General features: G+C 32.4%; 10 protein-coding genes. 5 read left to right on the top strand and 5 right to left on the bottom strand.

Annotation, left to right across the window (positions count from 1 at the left end; all coding sequences use genetic code 11):
* The first annotated feature begins 43 nt into the window (after positions 1-43).
* Positions 44-1,381 (top strand): aspartyl protease family protein, encoded by a 1,338-nt coding sequence (locus JM82_RS09595; protein ID WP_145002838.1) that lies wholly within the window; start codon positions 44-46, stop codon positions 1,379-1,381.
* Positions 1,382-1,440: 59 nt separating this feature from the next.
* On the opposite strand, the gene JM82_RS09590 is transcribed toward JM82_RS09595, so the two are convergent.
* Positions 1,441-1,866: a DUF1573 domain-containing protein gene (locus JM82_RS09590; protein ID WP_145002836.1), complete on the bottom strand. Its 426-nt coding sequence runs from the start codon at positions 1,864-1,866 to the stop codon at positions 1,441-1,443.
* Between the two features lie 185 nt (positions 1,867-2,051).
* Here JM82_RS09590 and JM82_RS09585 point away from each other — a divergent pair, with 185 nt between their 5' ends.
* From JM82_RS09585 to JM82_RS09570, 4 genes are all read left to right on the top strand, one after another.
* The gene (locus JM82_RS09585; protein ID WP_145002834.1) at positions 2,052-4,691 is read left to right on the top strand and encodes a valine--tRNA ligase; all 2,640 of its coding nucleotides are present in this window, start codon (positions 2,052-2,054) and stop codon (positions 4,689-4,691) included.
* 273 nt (positions 4,692-4,964) lie between these two features.
* Positions 4,965-5,666, top strand: coding sequence for a hypothetical protein (locus JM82_RS09580; RefSeq protein WP_145002832.1), 702 nt, complete (start codon positions 4,965-4,967; stop codon positions 5,664-5,666).
* A gap of 194 nt (positions 5,667-5,860) precedes the next feature.
* Positions 5,861-8,827: a T9SS type A sorting domain-containing protein gene (locus JM82_RS09575; protein ID WP_145002830.1), complete on the top strand. Its 2,967-nt coding sequence runs from the start codon at positions 5,861-5,863 to the stop codon at positions 8,825-8,827.
* Positions 8,827-9,633, top strand: coding sequence for a DNA/RNA non-specific endonuclease (locus JM82_RS09570; protein WP_145002828.1), 807 nt, complete (start codon positions 8,827-8,829; stop codon positions 9,631-9,633). The genes JM82_RS09575 and JM82_RS09570 overlap by 1 nt, the downstream gene beginning before the upstream one ends.
* Here the strand turns inward: JM82_RS09570 and JM82_RS09565 are convergent.
* The 4 genes from JM82_RS09565 to gcvP form a co-directional block, all read right to left on the bottom strand.
* The gene (locus tag JM82_RS09565; RefSeq protein WP_145002825.1) at positions 9,630-10,478 is read right to left on the bottom strand and encodes a glycosyltransferase; all 849 of its coding nucleotides are present in this window, start codon (positions 10,476-10,478) and stop codon (positions 9,630-9,632) included. The genes JM82_RS09570 and JM82_RS09565 overlap by 4 nt on opposite strands.
* 34 nt (positions 10,479-10,512) lie before the next feature.
* Positions 10,513-11,034 (bottom strand): class I SAM-dependent methyltransferase, encoded by a 522-nt coding sequence (locus tag JM82_RS09560; protein WP_145002822.1) that lies wholly within the window; start codon positions 11,032-11,034, stop codon positions 10,513-10,515.
* A 39-nt stretch (positions 11,035-11,073) separates the two neighbouring features.
* Positions 11,074-12,132 carry a 3-oxoacyl-ACP synthase III family protein gene (locus tag JM82_RS09555; RefSeq protein WP_145002819.1) on the bottom strand — a complete coding sequence of 353 codons (1,059 nt, stop codon included), beginning with the start codon at positions 12,130-12,132 and terminating at the stop codon, positions 11,074-11,076.
* Between the two features lie 94 nt (positions 12,133-12,226).
* On the bottom strand, positions 12,227-15,079 hold the full coding sequence (gene gcvP, locus JM82_RS09550; RefSeq protein WP_145002816.1) for an aminomethyl-transferring glycine dehydrogenase: 2,853 nt from the start codon (positions 15,077-15,079) through the stop codon (positions 12,227-12,229).
* Positions 15,080-15,170: the final 91 nt, after the last annotated feature.

Genomic DNA, 15,170 nt, shown 5'->3' with positions numbered 1-15,170 from the left:
AAGATTTGTAATTTTATTAAAGACATAATTTATTATACCATGGATGCGTTTACATAAACTATTATTTTATTTTTTTTTAATCCTTACTTTTTGTGTTAATGCGCAAAGTAACTACAAGTTAACAGATAAAATTAAATCCCAGAAAATAGAGTTTGAGTTAATTAATAATATAATTCTTATTCCTGTCGAGGTTAACGGTATTACTTTAAAATTTCTGCTTGATACAGGTGTTAGCAAACCAATTCTTTTCAATTTTATAAAAGGCTCAGACTCGTTAAAAATTTTAAATTCAGAAAAAATTAAAATTAAGGGACTTGGAGATGTAGACTACATTGACGCTTTAAGATCTAGTCATAATACTTTTAAAATTGGAGACGCAATAAATACTGATCAAACGTTGTTTGCAGTATTTGATTCCAGAATTAATTTGGCTCCTAAGTTAGGTACACCAATAGATGGTATTATTGGCTATGATTTGTTTAAGGATTTTGTTGTGGAGGTTAATTATTCTGGTAGATATATTAGGTTACACAATCCTGAAAATTATAAGTATAAAAGGTGCAATAGATGTGAAGTTTTAGATTTAGAATTTAAAGATAATAGGCCTTATTTAAATACTAACGTAACTATTAAAGCTAAATTAGTTCCAGTAAAACTACTTATGGATTCTGGAGGTAGTGATGCCTTATGGTTATTCGAGGATAAAGATAAGGGCTTGCAGCATAGCGAAAAATATTTTGAAGATTTTTTAGGTTCTGGACTTAGTGGAGACGTTTTTGGTAAAAGAACTAAAATAGAAGCGCTAAACTTAAATCGTTTTACTATTAAATATCCTAAAGTTGCTTTTCCTGATTCTGTAACTGTGAAGGCAGTTAAAAAATTTAAAGATAGAGATGGTACAATTGGTGGCGAAATTTTAAAGCGATTTAATCTAATTGTAGATTATTCAAACTCTAAGATTACTCTTAAAAAAAATAGTAGTTTTCATGATGCGTTTAGTTATAATAAAAGTGGTTTGCAAGTAGAGCACGATGGTGTTAGAGTGGTCATGGAGATTAATGTTGAAGAAAACAGTGCTCATATTAGAAGTGAACAGTCCAATTCCATTGCAGTTAATAGTGTAGTAAAGACAAATCGTAATTTTTCATTAAAACCAACATATATAGTACATAATGTTGTCAAAAACTCTCCTGCTTATTGGGCTGGAGTCCAAAAAGGTGATGTTATTTTAACAATAAATAATAAAATTACTTTTGATTTAACATTAGATCGTATTGTTAATCACTTTTATAAAAAATCAGGTACTCAAATTAAATTGTTAGTCAATAGAAATGGTTACGAAAAAGAAATTAAATTTAGATTAAAATCTCCCATAGAATAGACCCTAAAAAAAGCCGAAACATATGTTTCGGCTTTTAAAATATGATTTAAATAGAGAGCTTATTGCTCCATTACACTTTTTCCTTTTTTCTCTAAAACACTAGTTTTAGCAGGATCAATAACTTCTCCTCTTATTTTTAAAGATACTGTTGGTGTGTCAGCATTAGATAAAACAGTAATTGTTTTTCTAATAGGCATAACTCTGTTAGTATCATATTTTACTTCAATTTCTCCAGTTTCTCCAGGCATTACTGGTGCTTCTGGTTTTTTAGGTACTGTGCATCCACAGCTAGAGCTAACTTTAGATACAATTAAAGGTGCATTACCAGTGTTTGTAAACTCAAAAGTTCTTACACCATTATCTCCTCTGTTAATAGTTCCGTAGTCTATAGTCGTATCTTTAAACTCTATTTTTGCTACTTTGTCCTGAGCATTCATCGATAAACTAATAAGTCCGATAAATAATATTGTAAATAATTTTTTCATTGTATTTTGATTTTATTGGTTTGTAAATCTAATTACTTTTATTCCATTTTACAAAGTTATTAGATGTAATGCATACTTGCAAATACTTATAACATATTTAACTATACATTATTCATCGTTATAATTTCACAAAAACAGAAATATAAGTACTTTTGTAAGATATATTTCAAAAACTATTCCAAAGTATGCAAATTCCATCAAAATATAATGCTATACAAGCAGAAAATAAGTGGTATGACTACTGGATGAAAAATAATTATTTTCATTCAGAACCAGACGACAGAGAGCCTTACACAATTGTAATTCCTCCTCCAAACGTAACAGGAGTCTTACATATGGGACACATGCTTAATAATACTATACAGGATGTTTTAATTCGTCGCGCACGTTTACAAGGTAAAAATGCCTGTTGGGTACCTGGTACAGATCACGCATCAATTGCTACTGAAGCTAAAGTTGTTGCTAAATTAAAAGAACAAGGTATTGACAAAAATGACCTGACAAGAGACCAGTTTTTGGCACATGCTTGGGAATGGACAGAAGAATATGGAGGCGTAATTCTTGAACAACTTAAAAAATTAGGATGTTCTTGCGATTGGGATCGTACCAAATTTACAATGGACGACGACATGTCTGAAGCTGTAATTAAAGTGTTTGTGGATTTACACAACAAAGGATTAATATATAGAGGTTACCGCATGGTAAACTGGGATCCTGAAGCAAAAACAACCTTGTCTGATGAGGAAGTTATCCACGAAGAGCGTCAAGGAAACCTATATTACATAAATTATAAAATTGAAGGCAGTGACAATACATTAACTATTGCTACCACACGTCCTGAAACTATATTTGGAGATACAGCAATTTGTATTAATCCAGAAGACGAACGTTTTGCACACTTACGTGGAAAGAAAGCCATAGTGCCAATTTCTAATCGTGTTATTCCTATAATCGAAGATGATTATGTTGATATCGAATTTGGAACTGGGTGTTTAAAAGTTACACCAGCACATGACGAAAACGATAAGAATCTTGGAGATAAGCACAAATTAGAAGTTATAGATATCTTTCATGAAGATGCAACATTAAATAGCTTTGGATTACAATTTGAAGGTCAGGATCGTTTTGTGGCTAGAAAAAATGTAGCTAAAGAATTAGAAACATTAGGTGTTTTAGTAAAAACTGAAACCCACATGAATAAAGTAGGGACTTCAGAACGTACAAAAGCTGTTATCGAGCCAAGATTAAGTGACCAATGGTTCTTAAAAATGGAAGAGTTGGTTAAGCCAGCAATCGAAGCTGTTTTAGGAGAAGATGCTGAGATTAAGTTATTTCCGAAGAAATTTGAAAATACATACCGTCATTGGATGGAGAATATTCGTGATTGGAATATCTCACGTCAATTACTTTGGGGACAACAAATTCCTGCCTATTTTTATGGAGATGGTAAAGAAGATTTTGTAGTTGCAGAAACTATTGAACTAGCTGTTGAAAAAGCACAAAAAGTAACAGGAAAAGCAGATTTAAAAGCAGAAGATTTAAAACAAGACACAGATGCTTTAGACACTTGGTTTAGCTCTTGGTTATGGCCAATGTCTGTTTTTGATGGAATCCGTAATCCAGAAAACGAAGAAATTAAATATTACTATCCTACTAATGATTTAGTAACAGGACCAGATATTTTATTCTTTTGGGTTGCACGTATGATAATTGCAGGTTATGAGTATAAAGACCAAAAACCATTTAACAATGTCTATTTAACAGGTTTAGTACGTGATAAGCAACGTCGTAAAATGAGTAAGTCCTTAGGTAACTCGCCAGACGCTTTAAAATTAATAGAAGAGTATAGTGCAGATGGTGTTAGGGTTGGGTTACTATTAAGTAGTGCAGCAGGAAATGATTTAATGTTTGATGAAGCCTTATGCCAACAAGGTAAAGGTTTTGGAAACAAAATTTGGAACGCTTTTAACTTAACCAATTTATGGGAAGTTAGTGATACTATTGCGCAACCAGAATCTAGTAAAATAGCTTTAGATTGGTACCAGTCTAAGTTTAGTGAAGCTTTATTAGAAATTGAAGATCACTTTAGTAAATACCGATTAAGTGATGCTTTAATGGCTATTTACAAACTAGTTTACGACGATTTTTGTGGTTGGTTATTAGAGATTGTAAAGCCAGCATATCAACAACCAATTGATGCTGCTACATATAATAAAGTGATGTCTATTTTTGAGGATAACTTAAAAATATTGCATCCATTTATGCCTTTCTTATCCGAAGAAATTTGGCAGTATATTGCTGAAAGAACTCCGGAAGAAGCACTAATTGTTGCAAAATGGCCTGAAGCTAAACCAGTAAACAAAGAGTTAATTGCACAGTTTGAATTTGCTTCAGAGGTTATTTCTGGAATAAGAACCGTTAGAAAAGAAAAGAACATCGCTTTTAAGGATGCGATTGGTTTTTCAGTTATAAATAACGAAAACTCAAATACAGCGTTTGATACTGTAATTGCAAAATTAGGTAATTTAGAAGCTATCGATTATGTAAATGAACCTGTTGAAGGTGCATTAACCTTTAGAGTAAAATCTAACGAGTACTTTATTCCAATGGATGGTGCAATAGATGTAGAAGCAGAAATTGTTAAGCTAACGGAAGAGTTAAAGTACACAGAAGGTTTTCTTAAATCTGTACAAAAGAAACTATCTAACGAGCGTTTTGTTGCAGGAGCACCAGAGCAAGTAATTGCCAATGAGCGTAACAAAGAAGCAGATGCTTTAGCTAAAATAGAAACATTAAAAAGTAGCTTGGCTAGTTTAAAGTCGTAGCTTAAAATTATTTTTATAAGTGAATAGCCTTTCCGTTTGGGAAGGCTTTTTTTTTTTTTTTTTTTTTTTTTGTCTGCGATTATTTGTTAATTTTTTGAATTATTCACATTTTAATATGTTGAATTTAACATTTTGTTTTATTAAAAGTTCTTATGTTCTCATTTTAATTAAATTAATGTTAATTTAATCTTCTTTTTTATGCTTATTTTATAATTTTTTGTGATTTAGTATTTCAAAAGTCTAATATCTTTGATTCAAACCAAAAATATTATTATGAAAAATTTAAAAAATGCAATCGGACTAATCACAATAACAGGACTTCTATTTACGTCTTGTATGGATGATAAAAAAAATAATCAATCTAATATGACTGATTCAGAAACTAGTCAAGACGTTAAATTAGACGCCAATTCAAAAGCAATGTCTTCAAATTCAGACAAAGTATTGACTAATAAAAATATGTCTAATGGTAATACAGCAACAACCAAGTCTGGAGATGTTGTCACTAGATCTATAAATACTAAAGTAAACGCAATGCAGATTAGTGGATGGGATGGATTTAATAAGCTTTCCATTCAAATGAAAAAAATTGAAGATGCAGACTTTAAAACTAAATCAGCTGCGATACCTAACATGGGATCTATAATTGGGTCACTTCAAAGTACACGACCAGATTGGATGAAAACAGAAGAAATCACTGAAGATATTGAAGACGTTCAAAAAGAATATAACGAATATATTAAGGAGCAAAACGGAAAGGAAAAACGTAATGTCAGAAATTTAGAAGAATTAAGTGAAGCTTATGATGACTTAGTTGAAGAGATTAATGAAACCTTTGATGAATATGTCAAAATTAATCGTAAAGCTAATGAAGAATATAAAGAAGAGATTATGGATGATGGTGATGTAGATGATGCTAGAGAAGAGTATAATGAAGAAATAAAAAAGCTTAATAAAGTAGCTGACGATAAATAATAAAGTGTTAATTATTACAGAAAAAAGCCACGTAAATTCGTGGTTTTTTTTGTGCTTATAATTTTGGAGGTGTGGTTAAAACCACAATCATCGATGTAAAATACGCTTTATCGAAATGTATGTTAAACATAGTCTTAATTGCTTTAAGTAGGTTTTTTGTTTTTATACTTTAGTAGTCCCTAAATATTAATAGCATGTTTCAAAGTCCCTTTAAAGTAGTAATGCTTGTAGCATTATTTTTACCCATTTATTTGTTTTCTCAATCTGGTCCAGGTGGTGTTGGTAATTCAACAACGCAAGTGTTATGGTTAAAACCAGATGGTTTTTCTGTAGCAGATGGCACTGTATTGGATACTTGGGATGATACTTCAGGTAATGCAAACTCATTAACACAGCCTGACGCAACATTTAGACCAATAGTTAAAACTAATATTGTTAATAGTTATGACGTTGTTAGATTTGAAGCTGGTAATAGACGTTTAAGAAAAACTAATTTTACAGACTTTCCTTCAACACAAATTACTACGTTCTACATTAATAAAACTACTGATTCAGGTGATGGTATTTTGTCATATAATTCAATAGGACGTGATAATGATTATTTACTATTTAATAGTGGTAATTTACAGTACTATCGTGCAAACAATACAGGTTTAAATATTGATGCTAACGATGGTGCCTGGCATATGGTAGACATGAGTTGGATAAATACAGGTACTGGTTTGAAATCATACTTAGATGGTGTTTCAAAAAGAACAGCTAATCATAACAATGGAACAAGTATTACTCCAGGTGGAAGTCTTTCATTAGCAGGAGAGCAAGATGCGGTAGATGCTAATTATGCAGAAGGGCAATCTCATCAAGGTGATTTTGCTGAGGTTATTATTTTTAACCAATTTATCAATACTGCTGAAAGAGTTATTATTCAAAACTACTTAACAGCAAAATATGGTTTAACTTTAGATAGTACTGTAGATTTTTACACTCAAGATAACGCTGTAAATGGTAACTTCGATTTTGATGTAGCTGGAATTGGTCAAGCTTCAGATGGAAGTAATCATACAGATTCTAGAGGAACAGGAATTGTAACAATTAATTCGCCTTCAGCCTTATCAAACGGAGACTATTTGTTTTGGGGAGAACAAACTAAAGATCCTGCATATACATTGGTAAGTGAAACCACTACTTATACAAATCAGTTAAATTCTAAATGGCGTGTTAGTAAGGTTGGAGATTTAGGTACAGTTACTGTGTCTTTTGATATTTCAAGTATCGCTAGTAGTATTCAATGTAATACATTACAATTAGTTGTAGATAATGATAGTAATTTTGGAAGTCCGTCCATATTTAATTTAGTAGTTTCAGGTAATACAGCAACAGCAACAGGCGTGTCTTTTACAGATGGAGATTATTTTACACTTAGAAATATAGATTCGATTGTTTGGGATGGTACGACATACTTTAATGGGTCTGGAGCATTAAATGCACCAAATAATACAGATTCATGCCTTAAGTTAATTGTTAAGTCCGGAAGTACTGCCTTTTTAGCCGAAGATGCTTTTGTTAGAGACGTTGAGGTACAATCAGGCGCTACATTACAAGTTGAAGATGGTATTTTATTAGAAGTAGAAAATGGTATTGTAAATCAAGGTACTATAGAGTTGTTAGGCGACGCACAACTTATTCAAAAACATACAGGAACAAGTTTAAACTCTGGTTCTGGTGATTTAAAAATTAGACAACAAGGTTCTTATAATTTATATAATTATAATTATTGGAGTGCTCCAGTTAATAGAGGTGGAGATTGGCAAGTAAGTTTCTTAGAAACCGAAGCTGGTCCTGTAGGTTTTACGTCAGGTTATGATGCTAATCCTTTGGCTTCGCCAGGAGAAATTAGTAGTTATTGGTTGCATACTTTTAATAATTTAATTGATAATTATTATGGATGGAATCACATTTCAACCACCACACCACTTAGTCCAACAACGGGTTATATAATGAAAGGATCTGGAAATGTATCACCATCTCCATTCCCATCTGTGGATCAAAATTATGTATTTAAAGGCACAGCTAATGATGGCGATTACAATGTGTCAGCCTTAGGCGGAAATCAAATTTTAATAGGAAATCCTTATCCATCAGCAATTGATGCTGACCAGTTTATTACAGATAATTTATCAGTACTTGACGGAACTTTATATTTTTATGAACATTTTGAATCTAACAACTCTCATATTTTAGCCAATTATAAAGGTGGTTATGCAACTTACAATTTGTTAACGTCTATAGGTAGTCCTGCTCCTCCAACAAATGGAGGTACAACAACTAAAGGGGCTCCAACAAGTAATGTAGCTGTAGCGCAAGGTTTTTTTGTAAAGATTGCCAATTCTGGAACCATAATCTTTAATAATAATCAGCGTATTTTTGCTAAAGAGGCTGCAGGTGAAACTACTTTTTTTAGATCTGCTCAGGCAACTTTAGCGGATAACCGTATTAAATTTTGGCTTAAGTTTAAAGATAATAATGATAACGAGTCTACTATTGCTTTAGGTTATGATAATAATGCTAGTACAGATTTTGATAAAGGTTACGATAGTAAAATGTTTAACGATTTGCCTAATGATTTATATTGGGTTATTCCTGATCAAAGATTAAGTATTCAAGGTCTAAATACTTTTGATGTTTCAGACGAGATTCCTTTAGGAATTGATATTTCAAATTCTGGTAATTTTACTTTTGAAATTAGTGAAACTTTGAACTTTCCAACAAATCAGAAAATCTATTTAAAAGATAATCAAACTAATACGTTACACGATATTAAATCTAATCCTGTAACATTAAATTTAGTGTCAGGAGTTGATGAGTCTAGATTCTCTATTGTATATCAATCATCAGAAACTTTATCTAATGAAGATTTTATAACCACACAGTCTTTAGTATACTTTGATAGTTCTAAAAATGCTTTAGTATTTAAAGGTATTGAAAACCTGAATAGTATTAAAAATATAAATGTATTTAACCTATTAGGTCAAAATGTTAAAACTATAAATTCTATTGAATCTGAGGAAGTTGATTTGTCAAACATAAACTCAGGAGTATATATTGCTAAAATAGCAAAGGCTAATGGACAGTTGGTTAATCTTAAATTTATTAAACGTTAATGTCTAATAAAACTAAGTATTCTATATTAACAGCTTTAGTAATTATAGTATCGTATGGTGTAAATAATTATTTAGATTCCAAGGATAAAATAGACACTGTAATACAAGGTACAACAGTAAAAAACAATACCAACGAGTACTTTTTACCAACAAGCACGACTGGACAAATTATACACCATAATGGTTATAGTTTAAGTTATAGCGAGCCACATGAACAAGCAGAATGGGTAGCTTACGAACTAAAAAAATCTCATTTAAGTAATGCGGATTATAAACGTCCTTATTTTGAAGTGGATCATGCTGTAAAAACAGGTGCTGCACATTGGCGTAATTATAAAAAATCAGGTTACGATCGTGGACACCTTTGTCCAGCAGGAGACAGAAAATATAGCCAAGAAGCACATGACGAAACTTTTTTGACTAGTAATATCGCTCCTCAAAATCACGATTTTAATGCAGGAGTTTGGAATAGATTAGAACAAAAAACACGTTATTGGGCTAGTAAATACGATGGTGTTTTTGTAGTTACAGGAGGTGTTTTAGAAAATGGATTAAAAACAATAGGAGAGGAAGAGGTGTCTATTCCTAATCAGTTTTATAAAGTATTAATTGACAATAATAATGGAACTACCAAAGTGATTGCTTTTTTATTACCACACATGGAGTCTGAACAACCTTTATATAAATTTGTAACCTCTGTAGATCATATAGAACAATTAACTGGTATTGATTTCTTTTCAGAATTGGATGACGCTATTGAAGATAGGCTTGAAGCATCAAGCAGTTATAAAGGATGGAGCTTTTAAAATAATTTTTGCTTTACACCTTTCCATCTTAAATTTCTAATATATTGTCCTTCTGCCTTGGTAACTAAGCGTTCTGGTTTATTACTTGCGGCTTTTAAATACCCAACAATATAATCTTTAAAGTATCTAAAGCTTTTCTTTTTTACACTCATTTTTAAAGCAGTAATTAACGTCAGTGTAAAACCATAACGCATTTTATACATGGCTTCGCCTTGCAGGTGTTTTGCTCCTTTATTGTAGCTGGCTCCTGTAGGTTTTAAATGCTTAACATGTAAACTTTCATCTAAGACAATAGACCAGTTGTTATACTTTGCTAAAAGCTCGTCAATGGTATCCCAACCCATAGATTTTTTTAATTGTCCTATGGCTTCAAAACAATCTTTTCGGTAGGCTTTAAGTGCTCCTCTTATGTGATCTTTACTAGTAATAGATTCTAAAACCCAATTGTTATTTTTTTCGATATAACAATAGCCAGCAACCATGCCAATAGATGCAGCTTTATTAAAATGAAAGGCTAATGTTTCTAAATAATTTAAAGGAAAAATTAAATCGGCATCAAATTTACAAATCACATCATAATTTTTATTTGTGACCTCATAGCCTTTATAAAAGGCATTGATTATTTTAGTTCCTGGTAAGTGCTTGTCAGATGAAGTCACATTGACTAAATCAATAAAATTATACTGTTTTTGAAAGTCTTCTACAATAGTTTTGGTGTTATCAGTAGAATTGTCATTAACCACCACAATTTGTTTAGGAGGCAACGTTTGATTGACTAGTGATTGTAATGTTACTCCAATGGACGAAGCTTCGTTATGCGCAGGAATGATTATACTGAAATTCACAATAGAAAATATTAGAATTTAAAGTTAGCTTTATTTAAGCTCTTTCAGCATAAATAATATAATATCTAGGTGTAAACCATCTTAAAATAGGTCTGATTCCAATTTTTTTGGTGGGATTAGTCCATTTATGTCTGTCAATAATTTTCCAACCTGTTTTTTCTAATAACCAATCTAATTGCCAATCTTCAAACTCGTGATAATGCCTATCCCAAGGATCTGTTTTGCTTCGGTAAGCCGAAGAAAACCATAATTTAAGTGGTACGCTAATTACTAATTTGTCCGCTTTTATACTTTGTAAAACAGTAAAGGGGTTTAATAAATGTTCAAAAATTTCAAAAGCTGTAACGACTGTGGCTTGAGAGTTTTTAATACTTGAAACATCAAAATCTAAATCTTCGCCTTTAGTGTTTTCAACATTGTAACTATTGTCTTTTAATATTTTAGTAAATGGGTTTTCTACTCCTAAGTCTAAAATTGTTTCAGATTTAGAAATATGTTTTTCTAAAAATTGATACGTTAGTTTAAAGCGTTTATGCGGAAAAGTTTGTTCGTACACAAAAAAAATGATTTAGTTTTATAATAAAATACAGACGTTTTATTGTTTGTAAACTATAGCATTAATATTCATACCAGCACCAACACTAGCAAAAAGTATAACATCACCTTTATTAATCTCTTGGTCTTTTAGTTTACCTTTTAAAATTAAATCGTATAAAGTAGGTACAGTTGCTACGCTAGAATTACCTAAAGTATTAATACTCATTGGCATAATGCCTTCTGGCATTTTCATGTCGTGTAGCTTGTAAAAATGTTTTACGATAGCTTCGTCCATTTTTTCGTTAGCTTGATGTATCAATATTTTTTTAACATCATTTATGTTGTAGCCACTTTTTTCTAAACATGATTTTAAAGCTAAAGGCACGTTGGTTAAAGCGAATTCGTAAATTTTACGACCATACATTTTAATGTATCTACGTTGACTAGTAGATTCTAAATTATTGGTTTCTCCAAAAAAGATAAAATGAGCTTCATCTAATGCATAGGTAGCGGACTCGTGTGCAATAATTCCACTATCGTCATTGGTTTCTTCTACAATTACAGCTCCAGAGCCATCACTATAAATCATGGAGTCTCTGTCATGTTTATCTACAACGCGAGATAATGTTTCCGTTCCAATAACTAAACAGCGTTTTGCTATTCCTGATTTAATAAAAGCATTGGCTTGTATAACACCCTCTATCCAACCTGGACATCCAAATAGTAAGTCGTAACCAACACATTTAGGATTTTTAATTTGTAATAAATGTTTTACACGTGAGGCTATACTAGGGACAGTGTCACTTTGTTCTGTATTGTGTTTTATGTCACCATAATTGTGGGCAACAATAATATAGTCTAAAGTTTCTTTGTCGATTTTAGCATCAGCAATTGCTTTTTCGGCTGCATAAAATGCAATGTCAGAGTTTAATAATTCTGATTTTATGTAACGTCTTTCTTCAATACCTGTAATGGCTTTGAATTTATCAACGATAACTTCATTTGTGCTATTTATTTTAGAACCATCAGCATTTAAAAACTCATGATTATAAAAATCTTCATTTTTTTCAATAGTACTTGGAATGTAACTTCCTGTTCCAATAATCTTAATATTCATAAAAAAAGGATTGCCTTTAATTGTTTAACTGCTAAGATAAGCAGTAAAAAACTAAAGGCAATTTTATTGGTTAATTATTTACGATGTCCAACGTTTAGTTAGCATCCATATAAGCTTCAATTGGAGCACAAGTACATATTAAATTTCGGTCTCCATAAGCGTCGTCCACACGACGTACAGAAGGCCAAAACTTGTTGTCCACCACGTAATCCAAAGGATAAGCAGCTTTCTCACGAGTGTATGGTAATAACCATTCGTCACTTGTTAACATAGCTAATGTATGAGGTGCATTTTTTAAAGGATTATTATCGTCATCCTTAGTTGCAGCATCAATTTCTTTTCTAATAGAAATCATAGCGTCACAAAAACGATCCATTTCTGCTTTACTTTCACTTTCTGTAGGTTCAATCATCATAGTTCCTGCAACTGGAAAAGAAACCGTTGGAGCATGAAAACCATAGTCCATTAAACGTTTTGCAATATCCACAACCTCAATACCATGCTCTTTAAATGGACGACAATCTATAATCATCTCATGCGCTGCACGACCTTGTTCTCCAGAGTATAAAGTTTCAAAAGCACCTTGTAATCTGTGTTTGATATAGTTAGCGTTAAGTATAGCTATTTCGGTTGATTTTTTCAATCCTTCAGCACCTAACATTTTTATGTAACCATAAGATATTAAACATGCTAAAGCAGATCCAAAAGGAGCTGCAGAAATAGCAGTTATAGCTTGATCACCACCAGTTTTTACAACAGGATTACCAGGTAAAAATGGCACTAATTGTTTAGCAACACAAATTGGTCCAACGCCAGGTCCACCACCACCATGAGGAATAGCAAAGGTTTTGTGTAAGTTTAAGTGACAAACGTCTGCTCCAATATTTCCAGGATTAGTTAATCCAACTTGAGCATTCATGTTGGCTCCATCCATATAGACTTGACCACCATTATCGTGTATTAATTGTGTGATAGCTTTAATTCCAGACTCATAAACACCATGAGTAGATGGGTAAGTTACCATTAAAGCAGCTAGATTGTCTTTATGCAATTCGGCTTTTTCTCGTAAATCCTCTACATCAATATTACCATCTTCATCAGCTTTAGTAACCACCACTTTCATTCCAGCCATTACTGCACTTGCAGGATTGGTTCCGTGAGCCGAACTTGGTATTAAACAGATGTTTCTATGATGATCGTTTCTAGATTCGTGATACGCTCTAATAACCATTAATCCAGCATACTCACCTTGAGCTCCAGAGTTAGGTTGTAAAGAGGTACCTGCAAAACCAGTGATTTCAGTTAATTGATCTTCTAATGCTTTTAGCATTTGTTGGTAACCTTCAGCTTGATCTAAAGGAACAAATGGATGGATGCTTCCCCAATTTGGAGAACTTAATGGTAGCATTTCTGAAGCAGCATTAAGCTTCATTGTGCAAGATCCAAGAGAAATCATAGAGTGGTTTAAGGCTAAATCCTTGCGCTCTAAACCTTTTATGTAACGCATTAATTCGGTTTCAGAATGATGCGTGTTAAACACGTCTAAAGTTAAAAACTCAGATTGACGTTGTATGCTGTTTTGTATATTGTTTGCTTCTGTAAAACTATCGATTGTTGTAGTCGGCTTTGTTTCCGCTTCAGCGAAAATTGCTATAATTTGATTGATATCTTTAACAGAAGTTGTCTCGTTGATTGAGATTGTAACCGTATTGTCATTAGGATAATAGAAGTTAACCTCGTGCTTTTCTGCAATTGTTTTTACAGTTGAAGCATTAGCTGTAACCTGAAGTGTATCAAAAAATGAACTGTTTAATTGCTCAATACCCATTTTAGTTAAGGCGTTAGCTAATGTTGACGTTGCATTATGTACTTGATTTGCAATAAAAGTTAATCCTTTTGGTCCATGATACACAGCATACATACCAGCCATAACTGCTAATAACACTTGGGCTGTACAAATGTTAGAGGTTGCTTTGTCGCGTTTAATGTGTTGCTCTCTGGTTTGTAAAGCCATACGTAAAGCTCTGTTACCATTAGCATCTTTAGTTACACCAATAATACGTCCAGGAATATCACGTTTGTAAGCTTCTTTTGTTGCAAAATATGCTGCATGTGGTCCTCCATAACCCATTGGAATACCAAAGCGTTGTGTAGTACCAACGACAACATCTGCACCAAATTTACCAGGAGCTTCTAATTTTACTAAGCTTAAAATGTCTGCAGCAACTGCTACTTTAATGTTATTTGCGTTAGCTTTTTCTATAAAGGTTTTGATGTCTGTAATTTGACCATCTTTACCTGGATACTGTAGTATTGCTCCAAAAAAGTCTGTAGAAAAATCAAACGTAGTTTCATCACCTATTACTAACTCTACACCAATTGGAGTAGCACGTGTTTGTAATAAAGATAGGGTTTGAGGTAAAATAGTATTGCTAACAAAAAATTTAGAAACTCCAGCTTTTTTCTGATCACGTTCTCTAACAGCAAATAGCAAGCTCATTGCTTCTGCAGCAGCAGTGCTTTCGTCTAATAAAGATGCATTTGCTAATTCCATTCCTGTTAGGTCAGTAACCATAGTTTGGAAATTTAGTAATGCTTCTAAACGACCTTGAGCAATCTCGGCTTGGTAAGGCGTGTAAGCTGTATACCAACCTGGATTTTCTAGTATGTTACGTTGTATAACAGCAGGTAGAATAGTTGGATGGTATCCTAAACCAATATAGGTTTTGTAAGTTTTGTTAAGTTTAGACAGGTTATTAATATGATTTGAATACTCATATTCTGTCATAGCTTCATCTAGCTGTAAGTCTTTTTCAAGACGAATTGGAGCAGGAACAGTCTCAGATATTAATTGTTCAATGGTATCTGCGTTTACTGTTTGAAGCATTAGTTTTTGATCATTTTCTCTTGGACCAATGTGACGTAATGCGAATGCGTTTGTGTTCATTTGTGTTGTGTTGTTATTAACCTTTTTTACAAGGTTTGAGAAAAAATATAGTTGTTTTTTAATGTTTGCAAAATTAACGAAAACTAATAGT

Source organism: Olleya sp. Hel_I_94, from assembly GCF_007827365.1.
In the GTDB taxonomy this organism is placed as follows: Bacteria; Bacteroidota; Bacteroidia; order Flavobacteriales; family Flavobacteriaceae; genus Olleya.
This window is presented reverse-complemented; position numbering and strand designations above follow the sequence as displayed.